At 73.4% G+C, this 22,987-nt stretch carries 19 protein-coding genes and 1 pseudogene; 12 read left to right on the forward strand and 8 right to left on the reverse strand.

The window, feature by feature from the left end; genetic code table 11:
• Window positions 1-35: 35 nt before the first annotated feature.
• Entirely contained in the window at window positions 36-1,256 is a 1,221-nt protein-coding gene (ilvA, locus tag O7613_RS30580) for a threonine ammonia-lyase (protein ID WP_281584887.1), read from the forward strand.
• A 133-nt stretch (window positions 1,257-1,389) separates the two neighbouring features.
• On the opposite strand, the gene greA is transcribed toward ilvA, so the two are convergent.
• On the reverse strand, window positions 1,390-1,890 hold the full coding sequence (greA, locus tag O7613_RS30585; RefSeq protein ID WP_278107678.1) for a transcription elongation factor GreA: 501 nt from the start codon (window positions 1,888-1,890) through the stop codon (window positions 1,390-1,392).
• A gap of 145 nt (window positions 1,891-2,035) precedes the next feature.
• Complete coding sequence (locus O7613_RS30590) at window positions 2,036-2,470, reverse strand: DUF4307 domain-containing protein (protein ID WP_281584886.1); 435 nt, start codon at window positions 2,468-2,470, stop codon at window positions 2,036-2,038.
• A 240-nt stretch (window positions 2,471-2,710) separates the two neighbouring features.
• Here O7613_RS30590 and mca point away from each other — a divergent pair, with 240 nt between their 5' ends.
• From mca to O7613_RS30605, 3 genes are all read left to right on the forward strand, one after another.
• Window positions 2,711-3,592, forward strand: coding sequence for a mycothiol conjugate amidase Mca (gene mca, locus O7613_RS30595; protein ID WP_281584885.1), 882 nt, complete (start codon window positions 2,711-2,713; stop codon window positions 3,590-3,592).
• A 48-nt stretch (window positions 3,593-3,640) separates the two neighbouring features.
• Entirely contained in the window at window positions 3,641-3,925 is a 285-nt protein-coding gene (locus O7613_RS30600) for a hypothetical protein (protein WP_281584884.1), read from the forward strand.
• Window positions 3,926-4,146: 221 nt separating this feature from the next.
• Window positions 4,147-6,636, forward strand: a complete 2,490-nt coding sequence (locus tag O7613_RS30605; protein ID WP_281590492.1) for a bifunctional diguanylate cyclase/phosphodiesterase — start codon at window positions 4,147-4,149, stop codon at window positions 6,634-6,636.
• A gap of 229 nt (window positions 6,637-6,865) precedes the next feature.
• Here the strand turns inward: O7613_RS30605 and O7613_RS30610 are convergent, their stop codons facing one another.
• Together O7613_RS30610 and O7613_RS30615 are read right to left on the reverse strand one after the other, a co-directional pair.
• Window positions 6,866-7,063, reverse strand: a complete 198-nt coding sequence (locus O7613_RS30610) for a DUF397 domain-containing protein (RefSeq protein WP_281590490.1) — start codon at window positions 7,061-7,063, stop codon at window positions 6,866-6,868.
• Window positions 7,064-7,080: 17 nt separating this feature from the next.
• The gene (locus O7613_RS30615; RefSeq protein WP_282291285.1) at window positions 7,081-7,803 is read right to left on the reverse strand and encodes a DUF5753 domain-containing protein; all 723 of its coding nucleotides are present in this window, start codon (window positions 7,801-7,803) and stop codon (window positions 7,081-7,083) included.
• A gap of 70 nt (window positions 7,804-7,873) precedes the next feature.
• Between O7613_RS30615 and O7613_RS30620 the strand changes: the two genes are divergently transcribed.
• From O7613_RS30620 to O7613_RS30630, 3 genes and pseudogenes are all read left to right on the forward strand, one after another.
• Window positions 7,874-8,173: a hypothetical protein gene (locus O7613_RS30620; RefSeq protein WP_281590645.1), complete on the forward strand. Its 300-nt coding sequence runs from the start codon at window positions 7,874-7,876 to the stop codon at window positions 8,171-8,173.
• A 68-nt stretch (window positions 8,174-8,241) separates the two neighbouring features.
• Window positions 8,242-8,391 (forward strand): annotated as a pseudogene (locus tag O7613_RS30625) (hypothetical protein); the annotation flags it as partial.
• A 62-nt stretch (window positions 8,392-8,453) separates the two neighbouring features.
• Entirely contained in the window at window positions 8,454-8,612 is a 159-nt protein-coding gene (locus O7613_RS30630; protein ID WP_282294659.1) for a type I restriction enzyme endonuclease domain-containing protein, read from the forward strand.
• Between the two features lie 45 nt (window positions 8,613-8,657).
• Here O7613_RS30630 and O7613_RS30635 read toward each other — a convergent pair whose 3' ends face one another.
• On the reverse strand, window positions 8,658-9,683 hold the full coding sequence (locus O7613_RS30635; RefSeq protein WP_282291286.1) for a phosphatidylinositol-specific phospholipase C domain-containing protein: 1,026 nt from the start codon (window positions 9,681-9,683) through the stop codon (window positions 8,658-8,660).
• A 141-nt stretch (window positions 9,684-9,824) separates the two neighbouring features.
• On the opposite strand from O7613_RS30635, the gene O7613_RS30640 reads away from it, so the two are divergent.
• The 3 genes from O7613_RS30640 (at window position 9,825) to purE (ending at window position 13,630) form a co-directional block, all read left to right on the forward strand.
• Window positions 9,825-11,861 carry a thioredoxin domain-containing protein gene (locus tag O7613_RS30640; RefSeq protein WP_282291288.1) on the forward strand — a complete coding sequence of 679 codons (2,037 nt, stop codon included), beginning with the start codon at window positions 9,825-9,827 and terminating at the stop codon, window positions 11,859-11,861.
• 64 nt (window positions 11,862-11,925) lie between these two features.
• On the forward strand, window positions 11,926-13,086 hold the full coding sequence (locus tag O7613_RS30645) for a 5-(carboxyamino)imidazole ribonucleotide synthase (protein WP_282291290.1): 1,161 nt from the start codon (window positions 11,926-11,928) through the stop codon (window positions 13,084-13,086).
• A gap of 52 nt (window positions 13,087-13,138) precedes the next feature.
• Window positions 13,139-13,630 (forward strand): 5-(carboxyamino)imidazole ribonucleotide mutase, encoded by a 492-nt coding sequence (gene purE, locus O7613_RS30650; protein ID WP_281584878.1) that lies wholly within the window; start codon window positions 13,139-13,141, stop codon window positions 13,628-13,630.
• A 16-nt stretch (window positions 13,631-13,646) separates the two neighbouring features.
• Here purE and O7613_RS30655 read toward each other — a convergent pair whose 3' ends face one another.
• Window positions 13,647-18,554 carry a permease gene (locus tag O7613_RS30655; protein WP_282291292.1) on the reverse strand — a complete coding sequence of 1,636 codons (4,908 nt, stop codon included), beginning with the start codon at window positions 18,552-18,554 and terminating at the stop codon, window positions 13,647-13,649.
• Between the two features lie 160 nt (window positions 18,555-18,714).
• Entirely contained in the window at window positions 18,715-20,142 is a 1,428-nt protein-coding gene (locus O7613_RS30660) for a UDP-glucose/GDP-mannose dehydrogenase family protein (RefSeq protein WP_281584876.1), read from the reverse strand.
• A 242-nt stretch (window positions 20,143-20,384) separates the two neighbouring features.
• Here O7613_RS30660 and O7613_RS30665 point away from each other — a divergent pair, with 242 nt between their 5' ends.
• On the forward strand, window positions 20,385-21,548 hold the full coding sequence (locus O7613_RS30665; protein WP_282291294.1) for an acyl-CoA dehydrogenase family protein: 1,164 nt from the start codon (window positions 20,385-20,387) through the stop codon (window positions 21,546-21,548).
• Between the two features lie 96 nt (window positions 21,549-21,644).
• Here O7613_RS30665 and O7613_RS30670 read toward each other — a convergent pair whose 3' ends face one another.
• A complete protein-coding gene (locus tag O7613_RS30670) occupies window positions 21,645-22,307 on the reverse strand; it encodes a hypothetical protein (RefSeq protein ID WP_282291295.1) in 663 nt (220 codons plus the stop codon).
• A gap of 23 nt (window positions 22,308-22,330) precedes the next feature.
• On the opposite strand from O7613_RS30670, the gene O7613_RS30675 reads away from it, so the two are divergent.
• Window positions 22,331-22,846 (forward strand): acyl-CoA thioesterase, encoded by a 516-nt coding sequence (locus O7613_RS30675; RefSeq protein ID WP_282291296.1) that lies wholly within the window; start codon window positions 22,331-22,333, stop codon window positions 22,844-22,846.
• Window positions 22,847-22,987: the final 141 nt, after the last annotated feature.

Genomic DNA, 22,987 nt, shown 5'->3' on the forward strand with positions numbered 1-22,987 from the left:
CAGGTCCCGCCGGGGGCGAATGGCACGATCGGGGCATGACGGAACTGGTCGGTCTCGCCGACGTACAGGCCGCGCGGGAACTGCTCGCCGGCGTCACCCGCACCACCCCGCTGGAGCCGTCCCGGCCACTCAGCGCCGAACTCGGCGGGCCGGTCTGGCTCAAGTGCGAGAACGTGCAGCGCGCCGGGTCGTACAAGGTGCGGGGCGCGTACGTGCGGATCTCCCGGCTCTCCGCGGCGGAGCGGGCCCGCGGCGTGGTGGCGGCCAGCGCCGGCAACCACGCCCAGGGGGTGGCGCTCGCCGCCGACCTGGTCGGCACGCACGCCACCGTCTTCATGCCGGTGAACGCGCCGCTGCCGAAGGTCGCCGCGACGAAGGGGTACGGCGCCCGGATCGAACTCGTCGGCAACACGGTGGACGAGTCGCTCGTCGCGGCGCAGACCTTCGCGGAGCGCACCGGCGCGGTGTTCATCCACCCGTTCGACCACGCGGACGTCATCGCCGGCCAGGGCACGGTGGCGCTGGAGATCCTGGAGCAGTGCCCGGACGTGCGCACCATCGTGACCGGGGTGGGTGGTGGCGGGCTCGTCTCGGGCATCGCGGTGGCGGCCAAGGCGCTGCGCCCGGACGTACGGGTGATCGGGGTGCAGGCGGCGAGCGCGGCGGCCTTCCCACCCTCGCTTGTGGCCGGCGAGCCGGTCCGGCTGCCCTCCTTCGGCACGATCGCCGACGGCATCGCCGTCGGCCGCCCCGGCGAGCTGACCTTCACCCACGTCCGCAAGCTCGTCGACGACGTCGTCACGGTCACCGAGGAGGACATCTCCCGGGCGTTGCTGATGCTCCTGGAGCGCGGCAAGCAGGTGGTGGAGCCGGCCGGCGCGGTAGGCGTGGCGGCGCTGATGGCCGGTGCGGTGGAGGTGTCCACGCCCGTGGTGGCGGTGCTCTCCGGCGGCAACATCGACCCGCTGCTGATGCTCCGGGTGATCGAACACGGCCTGGCCGCGGCGGGGCGTTTCCTGCGCGTCACGGTGCGCTGCACCGACCGGCCGGGACAGCTCGCCTCGCTGCTCAGCGAGATCGCCGAGCACCGGGCGAACGTGGTGGACGTGGTGCACCAGCGGGCCAACCCGCACCTGCGGCTCGGCGAGGTGGAGGTGGCGCTCTCCGTGGAGACCCGCGGGGTGGCGCACTCGGACACACTGATCAGCGCGTTGCGCGCCAGCGGCTACCAGGTGGTCTTCGCGGGCGAGGGGTGACGGTCGGCCATGACCGCGAACGCCCCGACCGGAGGAACCGGTCGGGGCGTTCGGCGGTGTGGCTCGGGTCCGAGGAGCCTGTCAGCCTCGGTCGGGTCGGACCCGAGCCGGCCGGCGCGGGTCCGCCGGCGGGTCAGCCCGAGTAGGGCTCGAAGGAGACCACGGTCACCTTGATGTCGGCGCCGCTGGGCGCGGTGTAGGTGCAGGTCTGGCCCGCCTTGCCGCCGAGGATCGCCTTGCCGAGCGCGGACTCGGGGCTGTAGACGGTGAGGTCGGTGGTGGAGGCGATCTCGCGGGAGCCGAGCAGGAACGTCTCGGTGTCGTCGGCGTCGTCGTCGAAGTAGATGGTGACGACCATGCCGGGCGACACCGCGTCGGCGTCCGGCGCCTCACCGACCTTGGCGGTGCGCAGCAGCTCCTTGAGGTAGAGGATGCGCCCTTCCGCCTTGCCCTGCTCCTCGCGGGCGGCGTGGTAGCCACCGTTCTCCCGCAGGTCGCCCTCCTCGCGCCGGGCGTTGATCTCGGCGGCGATGACCGGCCGGTTGGCGATCAGCTCGTCGAGCTCGGCCTGGAGGCGGTCGTGAGCGTCCTGGGACAGCCAGGTGGCGGGCGCCTCGTTTCCGTTTGTGGACACAGGCGATCTCCTCGGTTGGTGCGAACTGGCTGACAGGTGAAACCACCAAGTTACCAGTGCCGCACCCGTCCGGGTGTGGTCCAGCGCCCCGGGTGCCGGCGATGGGACCCGGGGTGTGGGTGCCGGCGGCTCGCCGGCGTCCGGCTCAGCCGGCCGGTCGGCAGCGCAACACCTCGCCGATGAACGGTCGCGCGCTCGTCGGCACCTCCTGCCGGGCGCGGACGTGTCGTCGACCCGGTTCGGCGGTCACGGTGGCCTCGACGTGGCCCACCTCGGCGCCGTCGTGGGAACGGGCCCGCAGCAGGCAGGTGGCGGCCCCGCCCGGTGGCACGGTGACCCGGAAGTCGACCACGACCCGGGAGTCGGTGATCCCGGTGTAACTGATCATCTCGCCCCGGTAGTCGGGGTCGCCGTACTGCTGGTAGAGCTTCAGCGCGCCCAGCCCGAGGAGGGCCAGCACGGCCGTCACCGCCAGGGCGAGCGCGAGCGGCCGGCGGCGACCCGGCTCCCGGCGACGGCCGTAACGGCCCGGCGGGAAGACCGGCGCTTCCGGTGCGACTGTGGCGTGCGTCTCGCTCACCGGCGGGCATCTCCTGGCGTTGTTGTCGGCGGCATCGGCAAGAATGGCAGGGTCCATCTTCCCAGCCCGGTGCTGAGTCAAGGATGGCAGGTCGGCCCCGACGGGTCCGGGTGGTCCTCGCCACCCCGGCGGCGGTCCCGACCGGCCAACACGGGGGCTTTCGCGGGCGCGGGGGGAGATTCCGGCAGGTCAGCCGGCCGACGCATGTCGGTCGGCGGGCACAGACGAGGAGCGCCGAAGGTGGCAGAGCAGCTGCGTCTCATGGCGGTGCACGCCCATCCCGACGACGAGTCGAGCAAGGGCGCCGCCACCATGGCGAAATATGTCGCCGAGGGGGTGGATGTCCTGGTCGTCACGTGCACCGGCGGTGAGCGGGGCAGCGTGCTCAACCCCAAGATGGACCGACCGGACGTGTGGGCCAACATCGGCGACATCCGCCGGGCCGAGATGGACGCCGCGCGCGCCGTCCTCGGCGTCGAGCAGGCATGGCTCGGCTTCGTCGACTCCGGGCTGCCCGAGGGCGACCCGCTGCCGCCGCTGCCCGAGGGCTGCTTCGCGCTCCAGGAGGTGGAGGTTGCCGCCGCGCCGCTGGTCCGGCTGATGCGACAGTTCCGCCCGCACGTGGTCACCACGTACGACGAGGAGGGCGGCTACCCGCACCCGGACCACATCATGACCCACAAGGTCACCGTGGCGGCCTTCGCGGCGGCCGGCGACCCCGACCGCCACCCGGAGCTGGGCGAGCCGTGGCAGCCGCTGAAGCTCTACTACGACGTGGGCTTCTCCCGCGCCAAGATTCTCAGCCTGCATGAGGCGATGCTCGCCGCCGGCTTCGAGTCGCCGTACGGCGAGTGGATGAAGCGGTGGGAGGAGCGCCCCGACAAGGGGGAGCGGATCACCACCCGGGTCGACTGCGCGCCCTACTTCCCGGTCCGCGACGACGCGCTGCGCGCCCACGCCACCCAGATCGACCCGGACGGGTTCTGGTTCCAGGTGCCGATGGACCTGCAGCAGCGCGCCTGGCCGACGGAGGACTTCCAACTCGCCCGCTCGCTCGTCGACAGCCCGCTCCCGGAGTCCGATCTCTTCGCCGGGGTGCGCGAGACGTGCCGTGCCGGCTGACACCCCCGAGGGCTACCCTGGTGGCCAGCCGCACATCGGAGGAACACCATGCTGACCACCGCCCAGGTGCTCGCGGAGAACAACTTCGGTGACACCCGCACGGGTGGTCTGGCCGGCCCGATGGGCCTCTTCCTCATCATCGCGCTGGCCACCGTCACCGTTCTGCTCATCCGCAACATGAACGCCCGGCTGCGCCGCCTGCCGGACCGCTTTCCGCGCCAGGCCGAGCCCGGCCGGGCCGAGGCGGCAGTCGTCGATCCGACAGATGGACCCGACGGGCAGGATTCACCGACGAATGCTCCCACCGGCCCCCAGCAGCGCCGCAACAGCTGAACACCGCATGAATCACGCCCAGACCGGTCCTCGACCCCTGTTGCGGCCACCGGGTTTGGCTTAGCCTTCCGCCGGGGGGACCGTCAGGCCCCGGACCCTGCGTGGAAGGGGGCGCCGATGTCGAAGGCAGCAACGGCCCCCGACCGTGCCCCGATTCCGCGTCCCACCGGGGCGGGGCCGTGACCTCCGAGCCGGCCGACCGTCCCCCCGACCGGCTCGGCCTGCGCGGCACGCCGCTGAGCGTCGTGCTGCTGACCGCCGCGGTCGCGGTCACCGCGTTGCTGGCCGCGGTGCTCGGTCTCGCCGCACCGGCGCACCTGCCGGCCGGGGACCCGCTGCCCGGCCCGGCCCGCTTCGGCCTCGCGGCGGTCGCGTTCGCCGTCGCCCAGCTCGCGCGGCTGCGCTTCCGCACCGCGGCGGGCATGGTGAGCATCACCTGGGGTGAGGCCGCGCTCGTGGTCTGCCTCTGGCTGGTGCCCGCCGGCTGGCTTCCGGCCGCGGCGCTGCTCGGCGCCGGCACCGCCTGGACCGCCATGTCCCTGGCCGCCGACCGCCGCCCGGCGCTGGAACTGGTGCGCATCACCACCTCACTCACCGCCGCCACGGCGCTGGCCGGGGCGGTCGCGAGCGCGCTCGGCCGGCCGCTGCTCGCCGCGCCCACCCCGGAGCTGGCCCTCGCCCTGAGCGTCGGCGCCGTGACCTACCTGCTCACCACCGCCTGGCTGGGCGCCGCCACGATCGCGCTGCGGCACGACATCCCGATCGGGCCGCCGCTGCTGGCCGCGCTCCGCGGCAAGCTGCTCATGTTCGTCGGCAACGTCGCGGTCGGCCTGGTGGTGGTCACGCTGCTGGAACTCGACCCGCGCTGGCTGCTGCTCCTGCCGCCGCCACTGTGGCTGCTCCAACAGACCTACCGGCACCGGCTCCGGGCCGAGGAGGAACGGCGGACCTGGCGGGCGTTCGCCGAGGCCACCGCCGCGCTCAACCAGCTCGACGAACGCGGCGTGGCGACCTCCGCCGTGTCCGGCGCCCTCGCCCTGTTCGGAGCCGAGCTGGTCGAGGTGGACGTGGCGCGCGGGGACGGGCGCTGGCGTCGCTACCGGGCCGACCTCGGCGGGCAGGTGCGCGACTGCGAGGTGACACCCGCGGCGGGCGACGGGTCGGGCGAGCACGAGCTGGTCCGGCGGCTCGCCGTGGGCGCCGTCGAGGTGGGACGGTTGCGGGTGCGCTTCGCCCGGTCCGCACCGCCCAGCCAGCGCGAGCACGACGGCGTGGCCGCCTTCGGCGACGCCCTGGCCGCCGCCCTGCACGACGCCGCGACCCACCGCGAGCTGCGGCTGGTCACCGCCCGATCGTCGTACGACGCGGTGCACGACCAACTCACCGGGCTGCTCAACCGGGCGGCGTTGCTGACCCGCGGCGACCAGGCACTGCGGCAGCGCCCGCACGACCATCCGGTGGCGCTGCTGCTGCTGGACGTGAACCAGTTCAAGGAAGTCAACGACACGCTCGGGCACGCGGCCGGCGACCAGCTGCTGCGGCTGACCGCCAACCGGTTGGCCGTGCTGACCCGGCCCGGCGACCTGCTCGGGCGGCTCGGCGGCGACGAGTTCGCGCTGCTGCTGACCTCGGTCCCGGTGGTCGAGGACCGGACGGCACCGCTCGCGTACGCGCTACGCCAGGCCCGCGAGGTGGCCGAACGGCTCGCCGCCCCGACCGAGGTGGCCGGCGTGCGGATGTCCGTCGAGGTGGCGGTCGGCGTGGTGGTGGCCGACGCGGGCGCCGCCGACCTGACCGAGCTGCTGCGCCGAGCCGACATCGCGATGTACCAGGCGAAGGCGGGCGGGGGCAGCGTCGCCGCGTACGACAGCTCCCGGGACGCGGCGAGCACCGATCACCTGGCGTTGCTCGCGGAGCTGCGGGAGGCCCTGGCCGCCGACGACCAGTTGGTGTTGGCGTTGCAACCGGCGGTCGACCTGGCCACCGGCGCTCCGACCGGGGTGGAGGCGCTGATCCGGTGGCGGCACCCGCGCCGCGGCTGGCTCGGCCCGGCCGACTTCATCCGTCCGGTGGAGAACAGCGAGCAACTCGGCAGTTTCACCCGCTACGTGCTGAACAAGGCGCTGGAGGTGGCCGCCGGGTGGGCGCGGGACGGGCTCGACGTGCCCATCTCGGTGAACCTGTCGGCCCGCAGCCTGCTCGACCCGCGGCTGCCCACCGAGATCGAGGAGGCGCTGCGCCGGCACCAGGTCCCGCCGCACCGGCTGGTCCTGGAAATCACCGAGACGGTGGTGATGAGCGAGCTGGAGATCATCGACGAGGTGTTGGCGACGCTGCGGGCGATGGGCGTGCAGCTCGCCGTGGACGACTTCGGCACCGGCTTCTCCTCGTTGACGTTCCTCACCCGGATCGCGGTGGACGAGTTGAAGGTGGACCGCTCCTTCGTCATCCGGATGGCCGACTCGCCGGAGGCGGCGGCGATCGTGCGTACCACCGTCGGGCTCGCCCACGAGCTGGGCCTGCGGGTGGTGGCCGAGGGCGTGGAGACGGCCGAGCAGCGCACCGCGCTTGCCGAGTTGGGCTGCACGGCCGCCCAGGGTTACCACTTCTTCAAGCCGATGCCGGCGGACAAGATCGGCGCCGTGCTCGGCTCCCTGCGCGACACCGCCCGCGCCAACGTCTTCCCCCTGCGCGCCGACGGCGCCTCCTGAGACTGCAACGGTGATCCAGAAGCGTTCACCGGATAACCTGGCAGCCGCGATGCGATCGAGTTCCAGAAAATGGCTTACCCCGGGGGGCTTGAACCAGAGGCCACACCCGGGGTGTACAGACCGAGAGTAACGCACGAAGAGTTCTGGTAGAGCTAAGGATGTGCTGCTGTCGAAGCTGCTCCCGGGAGAAGCACGAGTGGGAAGCTCGATTCAGAAGCACATTTCTCAATTAGACCCTGTCTTGCCGATTGTTGCCGAGGGAGGCGACAAATTTCGTCCAGGCGGCGGTGCTCAGAGCGAGGGAGGTTCCTTCTCGGTCCTTGCTGTCACGGACCTCAATCCGACCGTCAAGGTAGCGAACTTCAACGCACTGGCCTTGGGTGCCGCTGCGGGTGCTGGTGCGCCACGTCGCGCCGAACGATGCCATGGCTTGTTCCTCCACGCTCAATCAATCGCGCGCGCCGAATGCCGCAGCAACTCGATCGAATCCCTCTTGCTGAGGGCGGCGGCGCGCAACTCGTTGAAGATGATCGTACAGCGAGCGGCCTCCTCCGCCTCCCCGTGCACCGCGCCCGTCAACCCTTCCGAGAAGACGATGCTGGTGTCCGGGGCTGGGAACTCCATGAGAGTGAACGAGGCGATCATGCCGGGGAAGATCGCCTGGCGATGAGGAAGCACCTGGAGCGAGACATGCGGCATCTTGTCGGCGGCGGTGGCCAGATGCAAAAGTTGGTCCCGCATCACGGACGGGCCGCCAAAGGGCCGCCGCAGCACCGCCTCGTCGAGGATGACCCACAGCTCTGGCGGATTCTCACCCGTCAGACGTTGCTGCCGGTTCAGCTTGATCTGGATCTGTCGATCCGCGTCCTCGCTCGCCTGCACAGAAGTCGCTCGGTCATTCAAAGCCCGGGCGTACGCCTCGGTTTGAAGTAGGCCGTTGACAACGATCGTCTCGTAGCACAGCAGAGCCGTTGCCTCGTGTTCAAAGCTGATGAAGCTGGCGTACGGGCCGGTGATGGTCTGGCCGTAACGATTCCACCAGCCGTGTTGCTTGCTCTCCCGGGCGAGTTGCATCAGCTCCGCGCGGGTCTCCTCGCTGGCCACTTCCAAGGCGTCCAGCAGTTCGCCGAGGTCACGGCTTCGTAGCCCGACGCGCCCGCGCTCCACCCGGCTGACCCAGGAAGCGGAGCGCTCGATCCGCAGCCGTCAGTAAACGAGGTCGCGTAGAGGAGATTCGATGGCCCAGCCCTACGACCTGAGGAGCGCGGGTGTTCGACCGTTCGCGCCGGACCATCCCGCCTGGTGTGCGACGCATCGCGACGGGATCCACTACTCAAGCGAGATCCCGCCGTGGGGCAACGACCGGGTCATCTACGCGGCGAGCAGCCTGTTTCGGATGGATGGCCTGCCAGTGCCGCTGGTCGGGGTCAACCTGCGGCTCTACGCGGCCGACCTGGTCGAGGACTATCCGCTCGACCTCGATCAGGCCCGTATCCTCGCCTGGTCGCTGCGGCGGTTGGTGCGGCGGGCGACCTGATATCGAGACCAACTCCGCGATCGACCTATCGGCGGGATCCTCCGTTCACCACCCTCCAGAAGTTCGGTCTGACCGACGCGGAGCGGGCTGCCGACCGTGGCCGCCCGAGGCTCTCCGAGCGGCGCAACGTCGTGGTGATGGTCGACGAGGCGCACCGCAGCCACTACGACTTCTTGGACGGCTACGCCCGGCACCTGCACGACGCCCTGCCGCACACCGCCTTCAGCGGCACGCCGATCAAGGACATGCACAAGAACACTGGGGCGGTGTTCGGCGCGAGATCGACACGTACGACTCGGATCGAGAGCAGGTGCAGGCGCGGATCAGGAGCAAGATCAAGCAGCTGCTGGCCCGTTACGGCAATCCGCCCGACGAGGAGCCACGGCCGATCGAACTGGTGCTGGCACAGGTGAATACGTTCGCGGGAGAGTGGAGCTGATGGCATGCCACGCCCCTGCTGAGGGACGCGGACATCGGCTGACTGTCAGCCGCGCGGCAGCACGTCGTCGAGGACCGACGGCAGCGTCGACCAGTCGGCGGAGGCGATGCTGGCATGCGCGGCGGCCAACTGGGCGACCCGGGCCGCCGCCGCGTCGGCGTCGCCGGCGCCCACCGCGGGCGGGACGCTCTGCGCGTCGGTCATCACCAGCAGGTAGTGGTTCGCGTCGTACCAGGCGGTGTCGATGCCGCCGGTGACGTACCCGGTGGCGTCGCCGTCGAAGAGCACGAACCACTGCCGCAGTGTGGCGTCGGCGTACCGGGATCGGGGGTCGCCGGCCTGGGCCCGGTGCACGGCCGGGAACGCCCGGGCGGTGCCAAGCGTGCCGGCCGCCGCCAGGCCGGCCAGGTGGCGGGCGTACTCCACGTCGGTCCAGAGGGTGTCGGTCGGGTTGCCCTCCTCGACGGTGCCGGGGATCAGCTCCACGAGCACCCTGCCGGCGAGCTGCGCCCGGGTCGGCCAGGCGTCCGCGCGGGCGGCGGTGTCAAGCGTGGGGTGGCCGCCGAGCAGGTCGGCCGGGCCGAACACCCGGTCGCCGAGCCGCGCGGCGAGCACCGCGTCGAGTTGGGCCGGCCCCTGCCCGGTACGGCCGCTGAACCCGGTCTTCAGCTCCAGCTTGAGGATCAGCGGGCCGGCGTCGGGGTGCGCGCCGAGCCAGAGCCGGATGTCGTCGAGGCAGTGTTCCAGGTTCTTGTTCCGGGTGCCGGTGTAGAGCTGCGCGGCGCTTGTGGCGGCCACGCAGTTGTTGTCGTTGCCGAGCGGGTTGCCGTGGCTGACCCGCCACTGCCGGGTGAGCACGTCCGGCCAGACGTCCAGCTCGATCAGCGCGGGGCGGGCGTCGAGCGCCTGGGCCAGATAGGTGTAGGTGCCGCGCTCGTACGTGTTGTGGATCCCGACGCCCGTGGTGGCGGACCACCGGGTCTGCGGTGGCACTGCGGCGGACGCGGCGCCGGGGGCCAGGGCCGGGCCGGCGAGGGCGGCGAGAGCGAGCAGGGCGGGGATTCTGCGCATGACCGTCTCCTTCGGACGTGCCGGCGGGGGGTACGCCGGGCATGCGCCGATTCAAATAGACGAAAGTGAATAGCGGAAGGACGGTCCGTGGCTCCGACCGGTCCGGCGGCGGTGCCACCGGACGGCGGATAGGGTCGGGTGGTGAATCGACTCGCCGAGGCCACCTCGCCCTACCTGCTCCAGCACGCCGACAACCCGGTCGACTGGTGGCCCTGGTGCGCGGAGGCGTTCGACGAGGCGAAGCGGCGCGACGTGCCGGTGCTCATCTCCGTCGGCTACGCGGCGTGCCACTGGTGCCACGTGATGGCCCACGAGTCGTTCGAGAACGAGGCCGTGGCTCGGCTGATGAACGACGACTTCGTCTGCGTGAAGGTCGACCGGGAGGAGCGCCCCGACGTCGACGCCGTCTACATGACCGCCACCCAGGCGATGACCGGCCAGGGCGGCTGGCCGATGACGGTCTTCGCCACCCCGGACGGCACCCCGTTCTTCTGCGGCACCTACTTCCCGCGCGCCAACTTCGTCCGGCTGCTCGACTCGGTCGCCACCGCCTGGCGGGACCAGCGCGAGGCGGTGCTGCGCCAGGGCGCCGCCGTGGTCGAGGCGATCGGCGGCGCCCAGGCCGTCGGCGGCGTGACCGCCCCGCTCACCGCCGAGCTGCTCGACGCCGCCGCCGCCCAGCTCGCCAAGGAGTACGACGAGACGAACGGTGGGTTCGGCGGCGCGCCGAAGTTCCCGCCGCACATGAACCTGCTCTTCCTGCTCCGGCACCACCGGCGCACCGGGTCGGCGCGCAGCCTGGAGATCGTCCGGCACACCGCCGAGGCGATGGCACGTGGCGGCCTGAACGACCAGCTCGCCGGCGGCTTCGCCCGCTATTCGGTGGACGGCCACTGGACCGTGCCGCACTTCGAGAAGATGCTCTACGACAACGCGTTGCTGCTGCGCGTCTACACCCAGCTCTGGCGGCTCACCGGCGACCGGCTGGCCCGCCGGGTGGCCCGCGACACCGCCCGGTTCCTCGCCGACGAGATGCACCGGGCCGGGGAGGGCTTCGCCTCGGCGCTCGACGCGGACACCGCGGGCGTCGAGGGGCTGACCTACGTCTGGACGCCCGCCCAGCTCGTCGAGGTGCTGGGGGAGGACGACGGCCGCTTCGCCGCCGACCTGTTCACCGTCACCGAGGAGGGCACCTTCGAGGAAGGCGCGAGCGTGTTGAAGCTCGCCCGGGACGTCGACGACGCCGACCCGGCGGTCCGGGCCCGCTGGCGGGACGTGGTGGGCCGGCTGCTCGCCGCCCGGGACACCCGTCCCCAGCCGGCCCGCGATGACAAGGTGGTGGCCGCCTGGAACGGGCTGGCGATCACCGCGTTCGCGGAGTTCCAGCAGGTCGCCGCGCTCTACGCGGACCCGGCGGACGAGGACGCCAACCTGATGGAGGGCGTGGTCATCGTCGCCGACGGCGCGATGCGCGACGCCGCCGAGCACCTGGCCGCCGTGCACCTGGTGGACGGCCGGCTGCGCCGGGTGTCCCGGGACCGGGTGGTCGGCGATCCCGCCGGGGTGCTCGAGGACTACGGCTGCGTCGCGGAGGCGTTCTGCGCGGTGCACCAGCTCACCGGCGAGGGCCGGTGGCTGACCCTGGCCGGTGAGCTGCTCGACGTGGCGTTGGCCCGGTTCGCGGCGCCCGACGGCGCCTTCTACGACACCGCCGACGACGCCGAGCGCCTGGTCACCCGCCCCGCCGACCCGACCGACAACGCGACACCGTCCGGCCGTTCGGCGATCGTCGCGGCGCTCGTCGCGTACGCGGCGTTGACCGGGGAGACCCGCTACCGGGAGGCGGCGGAGGTCACCCTGTCCACCGTCGCGCCGATCGTCGACCGGCACGCCCGGTTCACCGGCTACGCCGCCACGGTCGGCGAGGCGCTGCTCTCCGGGCCGTACGAGATCGCGGTGGCGACCGACGACCCGGTGGGCGATCCGCTGCTGGCCGCCGCGCACCGGCACGCCCCGCCCGGCGCGGTGGTGGTCGCCGGCGCCCCGGACCAACCAGGTGTGCCGCTGCTGGCCGGTCGGCCACTCGTCGACGGGCGACCCACCGCGTACGTCTGCCGGGGTTTCGTCTGCCAACGGCCGGTGACCTCGGTCGAGGAGCTGGTCGCCCAGCTCGGCTGAGCCGCCCGCGGCGGGCCGCCCTCGCGGTCGGGCCGGTCGCCGCCCCGGCTAGGCTGGCGGCGCTATGGACTCCCGTACCGGACTCCCCGTCGTCGGCATGGTGGGCGGCGGCCAACTGGCCCGGATGACCCACCAGGCCGCCATCGCCCTCGGCCAGTCGCTGCGCGTGCTGGCGCTCGCCCCCGACGACGGCGCGGCGCTCGTCGCCGCCGACGTCCAGTACGGCGACCACACCGACCTGGCCGCGCTGCGCACGTTCGCGAAGGGCTGCGACGTGGTCACCTTCGACCACGAGCACGTGCCCAACGCCCACATCCGCGCGCTTGCCGACGAGGGCGTGAAGCTCTTCCCACCGGCCGAGGCGCTCGTGCACGCGCAGGACAAGCGGGTGATGCGGGAACGGCTCGGCGAGCTGGGCGCGCCGAACCCGGCCTGGCGTCCGCTGGAGGCCCCGGCCGACCTGGTCGCGTTCGGCGACGAGACCGGCTGGCCGGTGGTGCTCAAGGCCGCCCGGGGCGGCTACGACGGCCGGGGCGTCTGGATGGTGGACGACGCCGACCAGGCCGCCGAGCTGGCCGCGACGCTGCTCGCCGGCGGCACGCCGCTGCTCGTCGAGGAGCGGGTGGCGCTGCGCCGGGAGCTTGCCGTGCAGGTGGCCCGCTCGCCGTTCGGGCAGGTCGCCGCGTACCCGGTGGTGGAGACGGTGCAGTCCGACGGCATCTGCGTCGAGGTGTTGGCGCCCGCGCCCGACCTGCCCGAGGAGCAGGCGGTCGCCGCCCAGCAGCTCGCCATCGACCTGGCCACCGCGCTCGGTGTGGTCGGGCTGCTCGCGGTGGAGCTGTTCGACACGCCCACCGGGCTGGTCGTCAACGAGCTGGCCATGCGCCCGCACAACTCGGGGCACTGGACCATCGAGGGCGCCCGCACGTCGCAGTTCGAGCAGCACCTGCGGGCGGTGCTCGACTATCCGATGGGGGACACGTCGCTCACCGCGCCGGTCGTGGTGATGGCGAACGTGCTCGGCGGGGAGCCGGGCGGGACGTCGATCGACGAGCGACTGCACCACCTGTTCGCCGCCGAGCCCGGCGCCAAGGTCCACCTGTACGGCAAGCAGGTGCGGCCGGGCCGCAAGATCGGGCATGTCACCGTGCTCGGGACCGATCTCACAGACGTACGGGCCCGGGCGGCGCGGGCCGCCCGTTGGCTGCACGAGGGAGCGCCGTGAGCGCGAGGAGTGAGCTTGCGAGCCCCGCAGTCGCGAACGAAAGGCGAGCACCGTGAGCACCGTCGGGCTGATCATGGGCAGTGACTCGGACTGGCCGACCATGCGGGCCGCCGCCGAGGCGCTCGACGAGTTCGGCGTACCGCACGAGGTGGGTGTGGTCTCGGCGCACCGCACCCCGCTCAAGATGATCGAGTACGGCCGGGAGGCCGCCGGTCGCGGCGTCCGTGTGATCATCGCCGGGGCGGGCGGCGCGGCCCACCTGCCCGGGATGGTCGCGTCGGTCACCCCGCTGCCGGTGATCGGCGTGCCGGTGCCGCTGAAACACCTGGACGGAATGGACTCGCTGCTGTCCATCGTGCAGATGCCGGCCGGCGTGCCGGTCGCCACCGTGTCGATCGGCAACGCCCGCAACGCCGGGCTGCTCGCCGTCCGCATCCTGGGCGCGTCCGACCCGGCGCTGCGCGACCGGATGGTCGCCTACCAGGCGAGCCTGGAGGACCTGGTGGCCGAGAAGGAAGCCGCGCTCCGCGCCTCGCTGGGCTGACCCGGCCGCCCACGGCTCACTGCATGCCGCGCAGCGCGGTCTGGAGACGCTCCTGGGCGCGGCGCCGGCGCTCGTTGCTGGCGCCGAGCACCAGCAGGACCAGGCCGACCGGGAGCAGCACCAGCCACGGGCCGAGGCTGAACAGCGCGTGCACGGCGGCCACGGCGGTCACCGTCGCGCCCACGATCACCGGCGCCTGCTGCCGGCTCGTCGAGCCGAAGATCAGCACCGCCACGGCACCCAACAGCAGCAGCACCTGGCGCAGCATGGTGGAGTCGGTCGCCAGCACGATCGCCAACGTGGGCAGGAACGCGGTCACCAGCGCCGGCCCGTACGCCACCCAGCTCGACAGGTCGGGCCGCTGGCGCAGTTGCAGCACCCCGACCAGCAGGGCCAGCGCCGCGAACGGCAGCGTGTACGCCTCGGGCAGCGCCACGTCGGACACCCGCATCAGGATCCACCAGGCGGTGATCTCGCACGCCACCACCGCCCAGAACAGCAGGTTCCGCTCCATCGGCCGCCGCCCCGGGCGGCTGGCCGCCACCCCGAGCACCGCGCCCCAGGCGGCCAGCAGCGCGGCGATGTGCCGGGGCGAGTCGTACGCCAGGGCCAGCGCGATCAGCGCCGACCCGTAGCCGCTCCACTCGACCGTGGCCGCCTCCCGGTACGCCTCGGGCCGGCGCAGCCGGGGCAGGGTGGCGGCGAAGACCTGCAACGCCGCGCCCACCGCGAGCACCCCGAACGCCGACCACACCGCGGCGAGCCCCGCCACCAGCCCCAGCGTGAGCACGAAGAGCTGAGCCATCAGCGAGGCGAACAGCCAGCCGAGGATGCGGGCCCGCTGGGTGGTGCCGAAGAACGCGGCGATCGCTCCCACACCCACCGCGCTACCCAACGTGATCAGGGTGAGCTGACGGGTGGCGAGGGCGCCGGCGAGCCCGGCGCCGCCGGCGGCCAGCCCGATGGCGAAGACGAGCACCCGGGCGACCCGGATCGAGCGGCCCGGCTCCGCCAGTGCCGGCGGCGGGGTCAACGCCAGCCCCAGCGTCGAGATGGTGAACACCACCAGCCCGGCCTGCGCGGTCACCGGCCAGCCCTGGCCGAGCGCCACCGGCGTGATCAGCAGCGTGAGGGCCGCGCCGGGCAGGACCACCGGCACCGCCCGGGAGCGGCGACCGCCGCTGAAACCGGTCGCGGCCAGCGCCGCAGTCGCGGTGAGCAGCAGCGCGGTGAGCACGTGGGTGGGGTTCACCGCCTCCGGCGGCGGGGTGAGCAACTCCGGCGGCGGTCCCTGCCACACCCGACCCAGCACCGCGAACGTCGAGAACAACGCCACCACGAGCGACGGCGCCAAAGTGACGAGCGCCAGCGCGGTGGGCAGCGCCGCCGCGGCCAGCGCCCCAGCGGCCGGGCTGACCCGCCACCGCAGCTCCGTGCCGGCGTCCGGGTCCCGGCGCAGCGCCCCGTTCAGCAGCACCGACCAGCGGCGGACCGGACGGGCCGAACCGGCCGGCGGGACGGTGGCCGCCCGTACCAGCTCGGCGAGCACGCCGAGCAGCGCCGCGGCGGCGGCGAACACGCCTGCGGGCAGGTGGACGAGGAGGGCGGCGGCGGCCGTGACGGTGGCTCCGCCGACCACCGCCACGCTTGCGTACGGCAGATATTGCGGCACCTGCCGGCGGACCGCCGCGATCACGGCGAGGCCGATGCTGGCGGCGGCCAGCGCGGCGGTGAGCACCACCTGCGCCGGGCGGCCGAACTCGGCGGACAGCGCGGCCACCGCTCCGGGCAGCGCCAGCAGGGCCGACCCGGCCGCCGCGCCGCCCACCTGCACCAGGTGCGGCGGCATGCCCTCGGTGCGGAAGTCGTCCACGAGCGCCGGCGCGAGCGTCCGGGCCAGGACCGCCACCGTCACCCCGATCAACGCGACGCTGCTGAGCGCCAGCGCGGTGGTCCAGGGCCGGACCAGCCCGGCGCCGGTGGCGTGCAGCGCCACCACCCCGGCCACGGTGGCCCGGGACAGCGCCGCCCGCGGGTCCGCCGCAGCCGCCGCGGCCATCCCGTAGACCGTGGCCACCATGCAGCCGACAAGCACCGGCGACCACCAGGGCAGGTCGAACGCGGCCGGCGCGCCCACGGTGGCCAGCACCGCGGCCACACCCGAGACGTCGTACTTCCACGGCGGCGGCAGCAGGACGGCGGCGGTCACCGCCAGCAGCGCCAACGCGACGGGCGCCTGCCACGCCGCCCCGCCGGTGGGTGCGGCCGGCCAGCCGCTCAGGTCACCCGCCCAGATCGGCCCCGGGGTGGCCAGCACCCCGAACCCACCGCGCAGCGCGCTCCAGGCCGCGACCAGACCGATCAACGTGCCACCGGCCGCGATGCCGAGGACGGGCCCGCGCCGCCACTCCTCCGGCAGCGCCCGCGCCGCGACGGCCACCACGAGCACCAGCGCGGCGGCCACCACCAGCTGGCCGCCCGGCGCGAGCACCGCGGCGATCCGGGCCAGCGTGGCGACAAGCGCCACGGTGGTGGCGGCGAGGGCCAGGTCCGACCCGTCGAACGACATGTCGGCGCGGCTCCGGGCGTCGATCCGCGGGGCCAGCGCCAGCATGGCGGCGGCGATCAGCAGGAGACCGCCCACCCAGGCGTCCGCCGAGGTCGCGCCGGGCGCGCCGAACGCGGCGGCGACGACGGCCACCGCGCCGAACACCGTCCCGAGCGCGTGCGGCATGCTCAGTTGCCGCTGCGCCACCTGGACCAGGGCGGCGTAGGCGAGCGTCACGCAGACGCCGAGGAAACTCGCGGCGAGGATCGGGACGGTGATCTCGCGCAGGTTGGCCGGGGTGGATATCGGCGGCGTCGGCACGCTTGCGGCGACGAACGCGGCCACCGCGCCAGGCAGGGCGAACGCGGCGCCGCCGGCGGCCCAGGCGCAGACCGTGTCCGTCGCGGCGGCGGCGAGGCGGACCCGGGGCGCGAGCGAGACCAACGCCCCGGCCAGGAAGAGCAGGGTCAGCGCGGCGGCGGTGAGCGCGGGCCGGGCCAGCGCGGCCCCGGCCCCGGCCAGCCCCAGCACGGCCGCGGTCACCGCGTGCGCCACGGCGGCGCGTTCCGTGCCGGTGCTGAGCCCGAGCACCCCGATCGCGACGGCGGTCAGCAGCATCGGCCAGCAGGCCGCCGCCCAGCCCAGCCCGAGGGAGGCCGGCACGGCGAGCGCGGTGAGCGCCGCGCCGACCACCGCGAACTCGCGTCGGATCTCGGGGGGCAGCGCGACCACGGCGGCGACAGTGAGCAGCAGGGCGCTGGCGGCGAGCTGCCAGCCGGTCGACCCGACCGCCCGGGCCAGCTCGGCGTGCCACCCGCTCAGGTCCGCCGACCAGGCCGGCAGCGCCGCCCGGACCGGCGCCAGCCCGGCGCGCAGCGCGCCGCCGGCGACCACCAGGCCGCTCACCGTCAACGCCACCGCGGAGGCGAGCTGCGGGCCCCGGCGGGTCACCTCCGGCATGCCCCGCACGGCGACGCCGGTGAGCGCGATGACGGCGGCGATCAACAGCAGGGACCGGCCGGGCAGGGCCACCGAGGCCACCCGGCCGAGCGCGCCGATGACCGCGAGGGTGACGATGCCGGCGCCCAGGTCCGGCAGGGGCGGCCGGCGCAGCACGAGCGTGCCGGCCAGCGCGGTCAGCGCGGCCAGCAGCAGCACCGTGCCCGCGCCGGCGGCGGCTGCGACGGTGGAGGCGCGCAGCAGGGCGGTGACCGCGTACGCCAGGGCGAGCGCGACCGCCACGCCGTGCAGCAGCCAGGTCGCCTCGCGCAACCACGGCACCGGACGGGCCGGCGCGGCGCTGGCGCCGGCGGGCGGGTCGCCGCCGAGCACCTCGGCGGACTCCTCCGGCGCCGACTCGGGCCGGTCGTCGTCGGCGCCCTGACGACGCGGGACCGTGGCCCTCGGCGTGGTGGGGGGCAGGTCCGACCGGACCGGCCGTTCCAGCATCACCGCGGACCGCGCCAGCGCCAGGTCCAGCACGGCCACCACGGTGAGCACCAGGGCCCAACCGGCGGGGCCGGTGATCCGCTCGTACGCCAGCAGCGGCAGCACCGGTTGGGCGGCGAGCACGGTGGCGAAGCGGGGCGCGCGCAGCCCGGTGCCGTACGCGTACCCGACCGCGACCACGGTGGTGACCAGGAAGATCGCTCCGGCGAACGCGGCGCCGGACGTACCGCCCCCGATCCGGTCGACGGTCCAGGCCGCGTACCCGGCGAGCGGCACCAGCAGCAGCCCGACGGCGGCGATGGTCTCGGCGGTCGAGGTCAGCCCGCGGCGGGCCAGCACCGGCGGGGCGAGCAGCATCAGCACGGTCGCGACGAGCAGCACGGCGAGCCGGGCCAGCGCGTCCATCGAGCTGGTGGCGACCGCCGCGAAGACGACCGCCGCGACGCCGAGCAGCAGCCCGGCGAGCCCGAGCGGGATGTTCTGCACCTCGCGGGAGGACGCCTCGGGCGGGTGCTCCGGGTCGTCCGCGTCGAGCCACTGCGGGCGACCGCGGGGCGGCGACGGGGGAAGGTCCTCCGGAGTGGGCGGCGTGCCCTGCCGGGGCACCCGGGGCGGCGCGCCGGTCGCGGCGGTGGGCGGCCGGCGCCCGGGACGCTTGCGCAGCACCTTACGCGGCCGGGTGGCCTGTTTGATCCGCTCCTCGCCGGCGTGCGCCAGGATGTCGCGCTGGAAGAGCGCGGCCTGCATCTTGGCGGCGATCTGGCGCTGCTCACGGGCGATCTCGGCGTCACGTGCCTTCATCTCGGCGATCGAGCGCTCGATGTCGGCCAGGTGTTCGGCCCACTGGGGCTGCTCCGCGCCGCAGTGCGGGCAGACGGCGGCGGGCTTGATCTCCCGCCCGCACGACGCGCACCTGAAGCTCTCCACGGCAGTCTCCCGTCCGCCCACGCCCCGCACTGTGGACCTCTCAGTGGCAGCATGCCCTGACCGGGCCGGGATTTCGACAGTTGCGGGCGCGTTCCGGACAACAAAAAGAGCCGGCCGGCCGGGTACCTGGTCCCCGGCCGGCCGGCCCGACGTCGATCGGTCAGGGGCGGCCCAGGCCGCGGTACTCCCAGCCGGCCTGCGTCCACAGTGTGGAGTCGAGGCAGTTGCGCCCGTCGACGACCTTGCGACCGTTGGCCAGCTCACCCAGCGCCACCGGGTCGGCGTTGCGGAACTCGGCCCACTCGGTCAGCACGCAGACCAGGTCGGCGCCCTGGACGGCGTCGGTCATGGTCTCCTCGTAGGCCAGGTGGGGCACCGCGCGGCGCGCGTTCTCGATCCCCTGCGGATCGAAGACGTGCACGTCGGCGCCGGCCTTGCCGAGCAGCGCGGCCACCGCGAGGGCGGGCGCGTCGCGTACGTCGTCGGTGTTGGGCTTGAAGGTGGCGCCCAGCACCGCGATCCGGGTGCCGGAGAGGTCCGGGCCGGCAGGCCCGGAGCGGCGGCCGAGCAGTTCGGCGGCGAGCTGCACCACCCGGGTACGCCGGCGCAGGTTGATCAGGTCGACCTCGTGCAGGAAACGCAGCGCCTCACCGGCGCCCAGCTCCTGGGCGCGGGCCTGGAAGGCGCGGATGTCCTTGGGCAGGCACGCGCCGCCGAAGCCGAGCCCGGCCTGGAGGAAGCGGTTGCCGATCCGCGGGTCGTACCCGATGGAACGGGCGAGTTGGGTGACGTCGCCGCCGGCGGCCTCGCAGACCTCGGCCATCGCGTTGATGAAGGAGATCTTGGTGGCCAGGAACGCGTTCGCGGCGACCTTGACCAGCTCGGCGGTGGCGAAGTCGGTGACCACGAGCGGCACCTCGCGGTCCTCGGTCGCGGCCAGGTCGAAGACGCCCTTGTGGGCGGCGAAGAGCATGCCGTTGGCCCACTCGCTCTTGACCCCGACCACGATCCGGTTGGGCCGCAGCACGTCGTCGACGGCGAAGCCCTCCTGGAGGAACTCCGGGCTCCAGGCCACCTCGACCCCGAGGTCGTCCGGGCTGTGCTTGCCGACCAGCTGCTCCACCCACTCGGCGGTGCCCACCGGAACGGTGGACTTGCCGACGATCAGCGCCTTGCGGGTCAGGTGCTGGGCCAGGCTGGTCACCGACGCCTCGACGTACGACAGGTCGGCGCCCATGCCGTCGGCCCGCTGCGGGGTGCCGACGCAGATGAAGTGCACGTCGCCGAAGTCGGCGGTCTCCTGCATGTCGGTGCTGAACCGCAGCCGGCCGGCGGCCAGGTTGCGCCGCAGCAGCTCGTCCAGGCCGGGCTCGTGGATCGGCACCTCACCGGCGTTCAGCTTGGCGATCTTGTCGGCGTCGACGTCGAAGCCGAGCACCTCGTAGCCCAGCTCGGCGTAGCAGATGGCGTACGTCGCACCGAGGTAACCGGTGCCGAGGAAGGTCACCCGGGGTCGGGCCGCGCCGGAGGGCGGGGTCACCGCGGCGATGGCGGGCATCGGCTGGGAGTTCGGGTACGGGATCGTCACGCCTGTCTTCTCCGCTCGCACTGGCGGCGCATCCTCGCGTCGCATTCTGCTGGGGCGCCTGGGCCGGGCACCGAGGGGAACTGATTCTGGTGTGAGGGTAGTGGGTCGGGTGGGCGACGCTCGGGCGCGATCCTACCCGCCGGTAGCTCCGGTCGAAGCCCGGTCGCTATCCTTCAGTCTGCGGCAGTCGGCGGCCCCCGGGCAGCACAGACTGCGCATGATAGCCGTGAAAGGGGGCCGATGTGGCCGCAGAGCAGTCGTTCGACGTCTACCGGTTGCCGGAGGAGCACGAGGCGATCCGGGATGCGGTCCGTGAGGTCTGTGCGGCCAAGGTGGCCCCGCACGCCGCGGAGGCGGACGAGACAAGCGAGTTTCCCAAGGCGTCCTACGACGCCCTGCGCGCGGCCGACTTCCACGCACCGCACGTCCCGGTCGAGTACGGCGGCGCCGGCGCGGACGCGCTTGCCACGGCCATCGTGATCGAGGAGGTGGCCCGCGCCTGCGCCTCGTCGTCGCTGATCCCGGCGGTGAACAAGCTGGGCACCATGCCGCTGCTGCTGGCCGGCTCCGAGGAGCTGAAGCGCAGATACCTGACCCCGGTGGCGGCCGGCGACGCGATGTTCTCCTACTGCCTCTCCGAGCCGGAGGCGGGCAGCGACGCGGCCTCGATGACCACCAGGGCGGTACGCGACGGCGACCACTGGGTGCTCAACGGCGTGAAACGGTGGATCACCAACGCGGGCGTCTCGGAGTACTACACCGTCTTCGCTGTGACCGACCCCACAGCCCGCTCGAAGGGCATCTCCGCCTTCGTGGTGGAGAAGTCCGACCCGGGCGTGAGCTTCGGCGCGCCGGAGAAGAAGCTCGGCATCAAGGGCTCCCCGACCCGCGAGGTCTACCTCGACAACGTCCGCATCCCGGCCGACCGCATCATCGGCGCCGAGGGCAGCGGCTTCGCCACCGCCATGCGGACGCTCGACCACACCCGGGTCACCATCGCCGCCCAGGCGATCGGCATCGCCCAGGGCGCGCTCGACTACGCCAAGGGGTACGTCCAGGAGCGCAAGCAGTTCGGCAAGGCGATCGCCGATTTCCAGGGCATCCAGTTCATGCTCGCCGACATGGGCATGAAGCTGGAGGCGGCGCGGCAGCTCACGTACGCCGCCGCCGGCAAGTCCGAGCGGGGCGACGCGGACCTGACCTACTTCGGCGCGGCGGCCAAGTGCTTCGCCTCGGACGCCGCCATGGAGATCACCACCGACGCGGTCCAACTGCTCGGCGGCTACGGCTACACCCGTGACTACCCGCTCGAGCGGATGATGCGGGACGCCAAGATCACCCAGATCTACGAGGGTACGAACCAGGTGCAGCGGATCGTGATGGCCCGGCAGTTGCTGAAGGGCTGACCGGGCTGTTTTGGGCGGGCGGGCCGGGATTCCCCCGCCCGCCCGGTCGGTTTGTTATGGCGGGCGGGCTGGGATCCCCCCGCCCGCCCGCGCCGGTCAACGAGGGTCGGTGGGGCCGTCCGCTCGGGCGCCGCCGCGCGGGGGAGCGGACCACGGCGACTCGCCGCCGGTCCGGCGAGGCAGGGGTTCGGTGGGGGTGTCCGGATAGGCGAGCGTGAGCGGGGCCGTGTCCGGATCCCTCGGCGGCGCCGGCGGCGGGGACCAGTCGCTTGACGCGGGCGTCGGCTCGACCGGCGCAACGGCCGGGGTCAGCTCCGCCCCGTCCGGCTGCGCTACGGGTCGACTCCGCCACCGCTGGCCGCTGAACACGGCCATCAGCAACAGCATGCCGATCAGGAACAGCGTGCCGTTGTCGAGTGGCTGGCGCAGCGGCAACGGATCACCGAGCAGCTTCAGGTCGCCGGGCACCCGGTCCCGCACGGTGAAGGGCGCGACGAACAGCCAGAGGTAGGGGACCGCGAGCAGCAGCCCCGCCACGAGCGGGCCGAGCGGCGAGAAGCGCAGCGTGCCGAGCAGGCCGAGCAGGATGCCGGCCACGCCGAGATAGACGGCCGGCTCGATCAGGTTAGGGGTGCTGTACGTACCGATCTCCACCCAGCGGTTGACGGTCCGCCCAGATCCGTCCTGACCGAGGGTGACGAGCACCCAGGTGACCGGCGCCACCACCAACCCGGCGAGGAAGCTCCAGAGATGTCGCATCCGCGCACCGTACCGTTTCCGGCATGACAGATCATCCCGCGGTCCCGTCGGGTAAGCCGACCTCGTACTCCCGCGTCACGCTGAGTCGCATCATGACTGCTGTCGATGTCAATCTGTACGGGACCGTGCACGGTGGGGTGCTGATGAAGTTCGTCGACGACGTGGCCGGCGCGTCGGCCGCCCGGCACAGCGGCGGCACCGCGGTCACCGCGTCCATCGACGAGATCGTCTTCTCCGAGCCGGTCCGGGTGGGCGAATTGGTGCACGCACACGCCCAGGTCAACTGGACCGGCAACACGTCGATGGAGGTCGGGGTGCGGGTGGTCGCCGAGCGCTGGGACTCGGCCGAGGACGAGCCGGTGCGGGTCGCCACCGCGTACCTCGTCTTCGTGGGTGTGGACGTCGGTGGCGCGCCCCGCGCGGTGCGCCCGGTGCTGCCGGAGTCACCGGACGACGAGCGCCGCTTCCGGGAGGCGGAGATCCGGCGCGCCCACCGGCTGGCCCGCCGCCGCGCCATCCAGGCCCACCGCGCCGCCTGAGGTGTAAGGCGGGGCCCCCGCCTTACACCCACATGGGGAGGGGGTGGGGGGTGTGGGGTGGGCACGCCCCGCAGGCGGGGGCCGGTGCGGAGAATGGCGGCACCGGGTAGGGCAAGATGGCGCCACGGCCCATGCACAGTG

Origin of the sequence: Micromonospora sp. WMMD975, from assembly GCF_029581215.1 — a bacterium.
Taxonomy (GTDB): Bacteria; Actinomycetota; Actinomycetes; order Mycobacteriales; family Micromonosporaceae; genus Micromonospora.

Bases quoted from the DNA above. Each gene is read 5' to 3' on its own strand.
- ilvA (WP_281584887.1), top strand. From the start codon at position 36: ATGACGGAACTGGTCGGTCTCGCCGACGTACAGGCCGCGCGGGAACTG.
- O7613_RS30600 (WP_281584884.1), top strand. From the start codon at position 3,641: ATGCTGACCACCGCCCAGGTGCTCGCGGAGAACAACTTCGGTGACACC.
- O7613_RS30610 (WP_281590490.1), bottom strand. From the start codon at position 7,063: ATGGCATCGTTCGGCGCGACGTGGCGCACCAGCACCCGCAGCGGCACC.
- O7613_RS30620 (WP_281590645.1), top strand. From the start codon at position 7,874: ATGGCCCAGCCCTACGACCTGAGGAGCGCGGGTGTTCGACCGTTCGCG.
- O7613_RS30635 (WP_282291286.1), bottom strand. From the start codon at position 9,683: ATGCGCAGAATCCCCGCCCTGCTCGCTCTCGCCGCCCTCGCCGGCCCG.
- O7613_RS30645 (WP_282291290.1), top strand. From the start codon at position 11,926: ATGGACTCCCGTACCGGACTCCCCGTCGTCGGCATGGTGGGCGGCGGC.
- O7613_RS30670 (WP_282291295.1), bottom strand. From the start codon at position 22,307: ATGCGACATCTCTGGAGCTTCCTCGCCGGGTTGGTGGTGGCGCCGGTC.
- O7613_RS30675 (WP_282291296.1), top strand. From the start codon at position 22,331: ATGACAGATCATCCCGCGGTCCCGTCGGGTAAGCCGACCTCGTACTCC.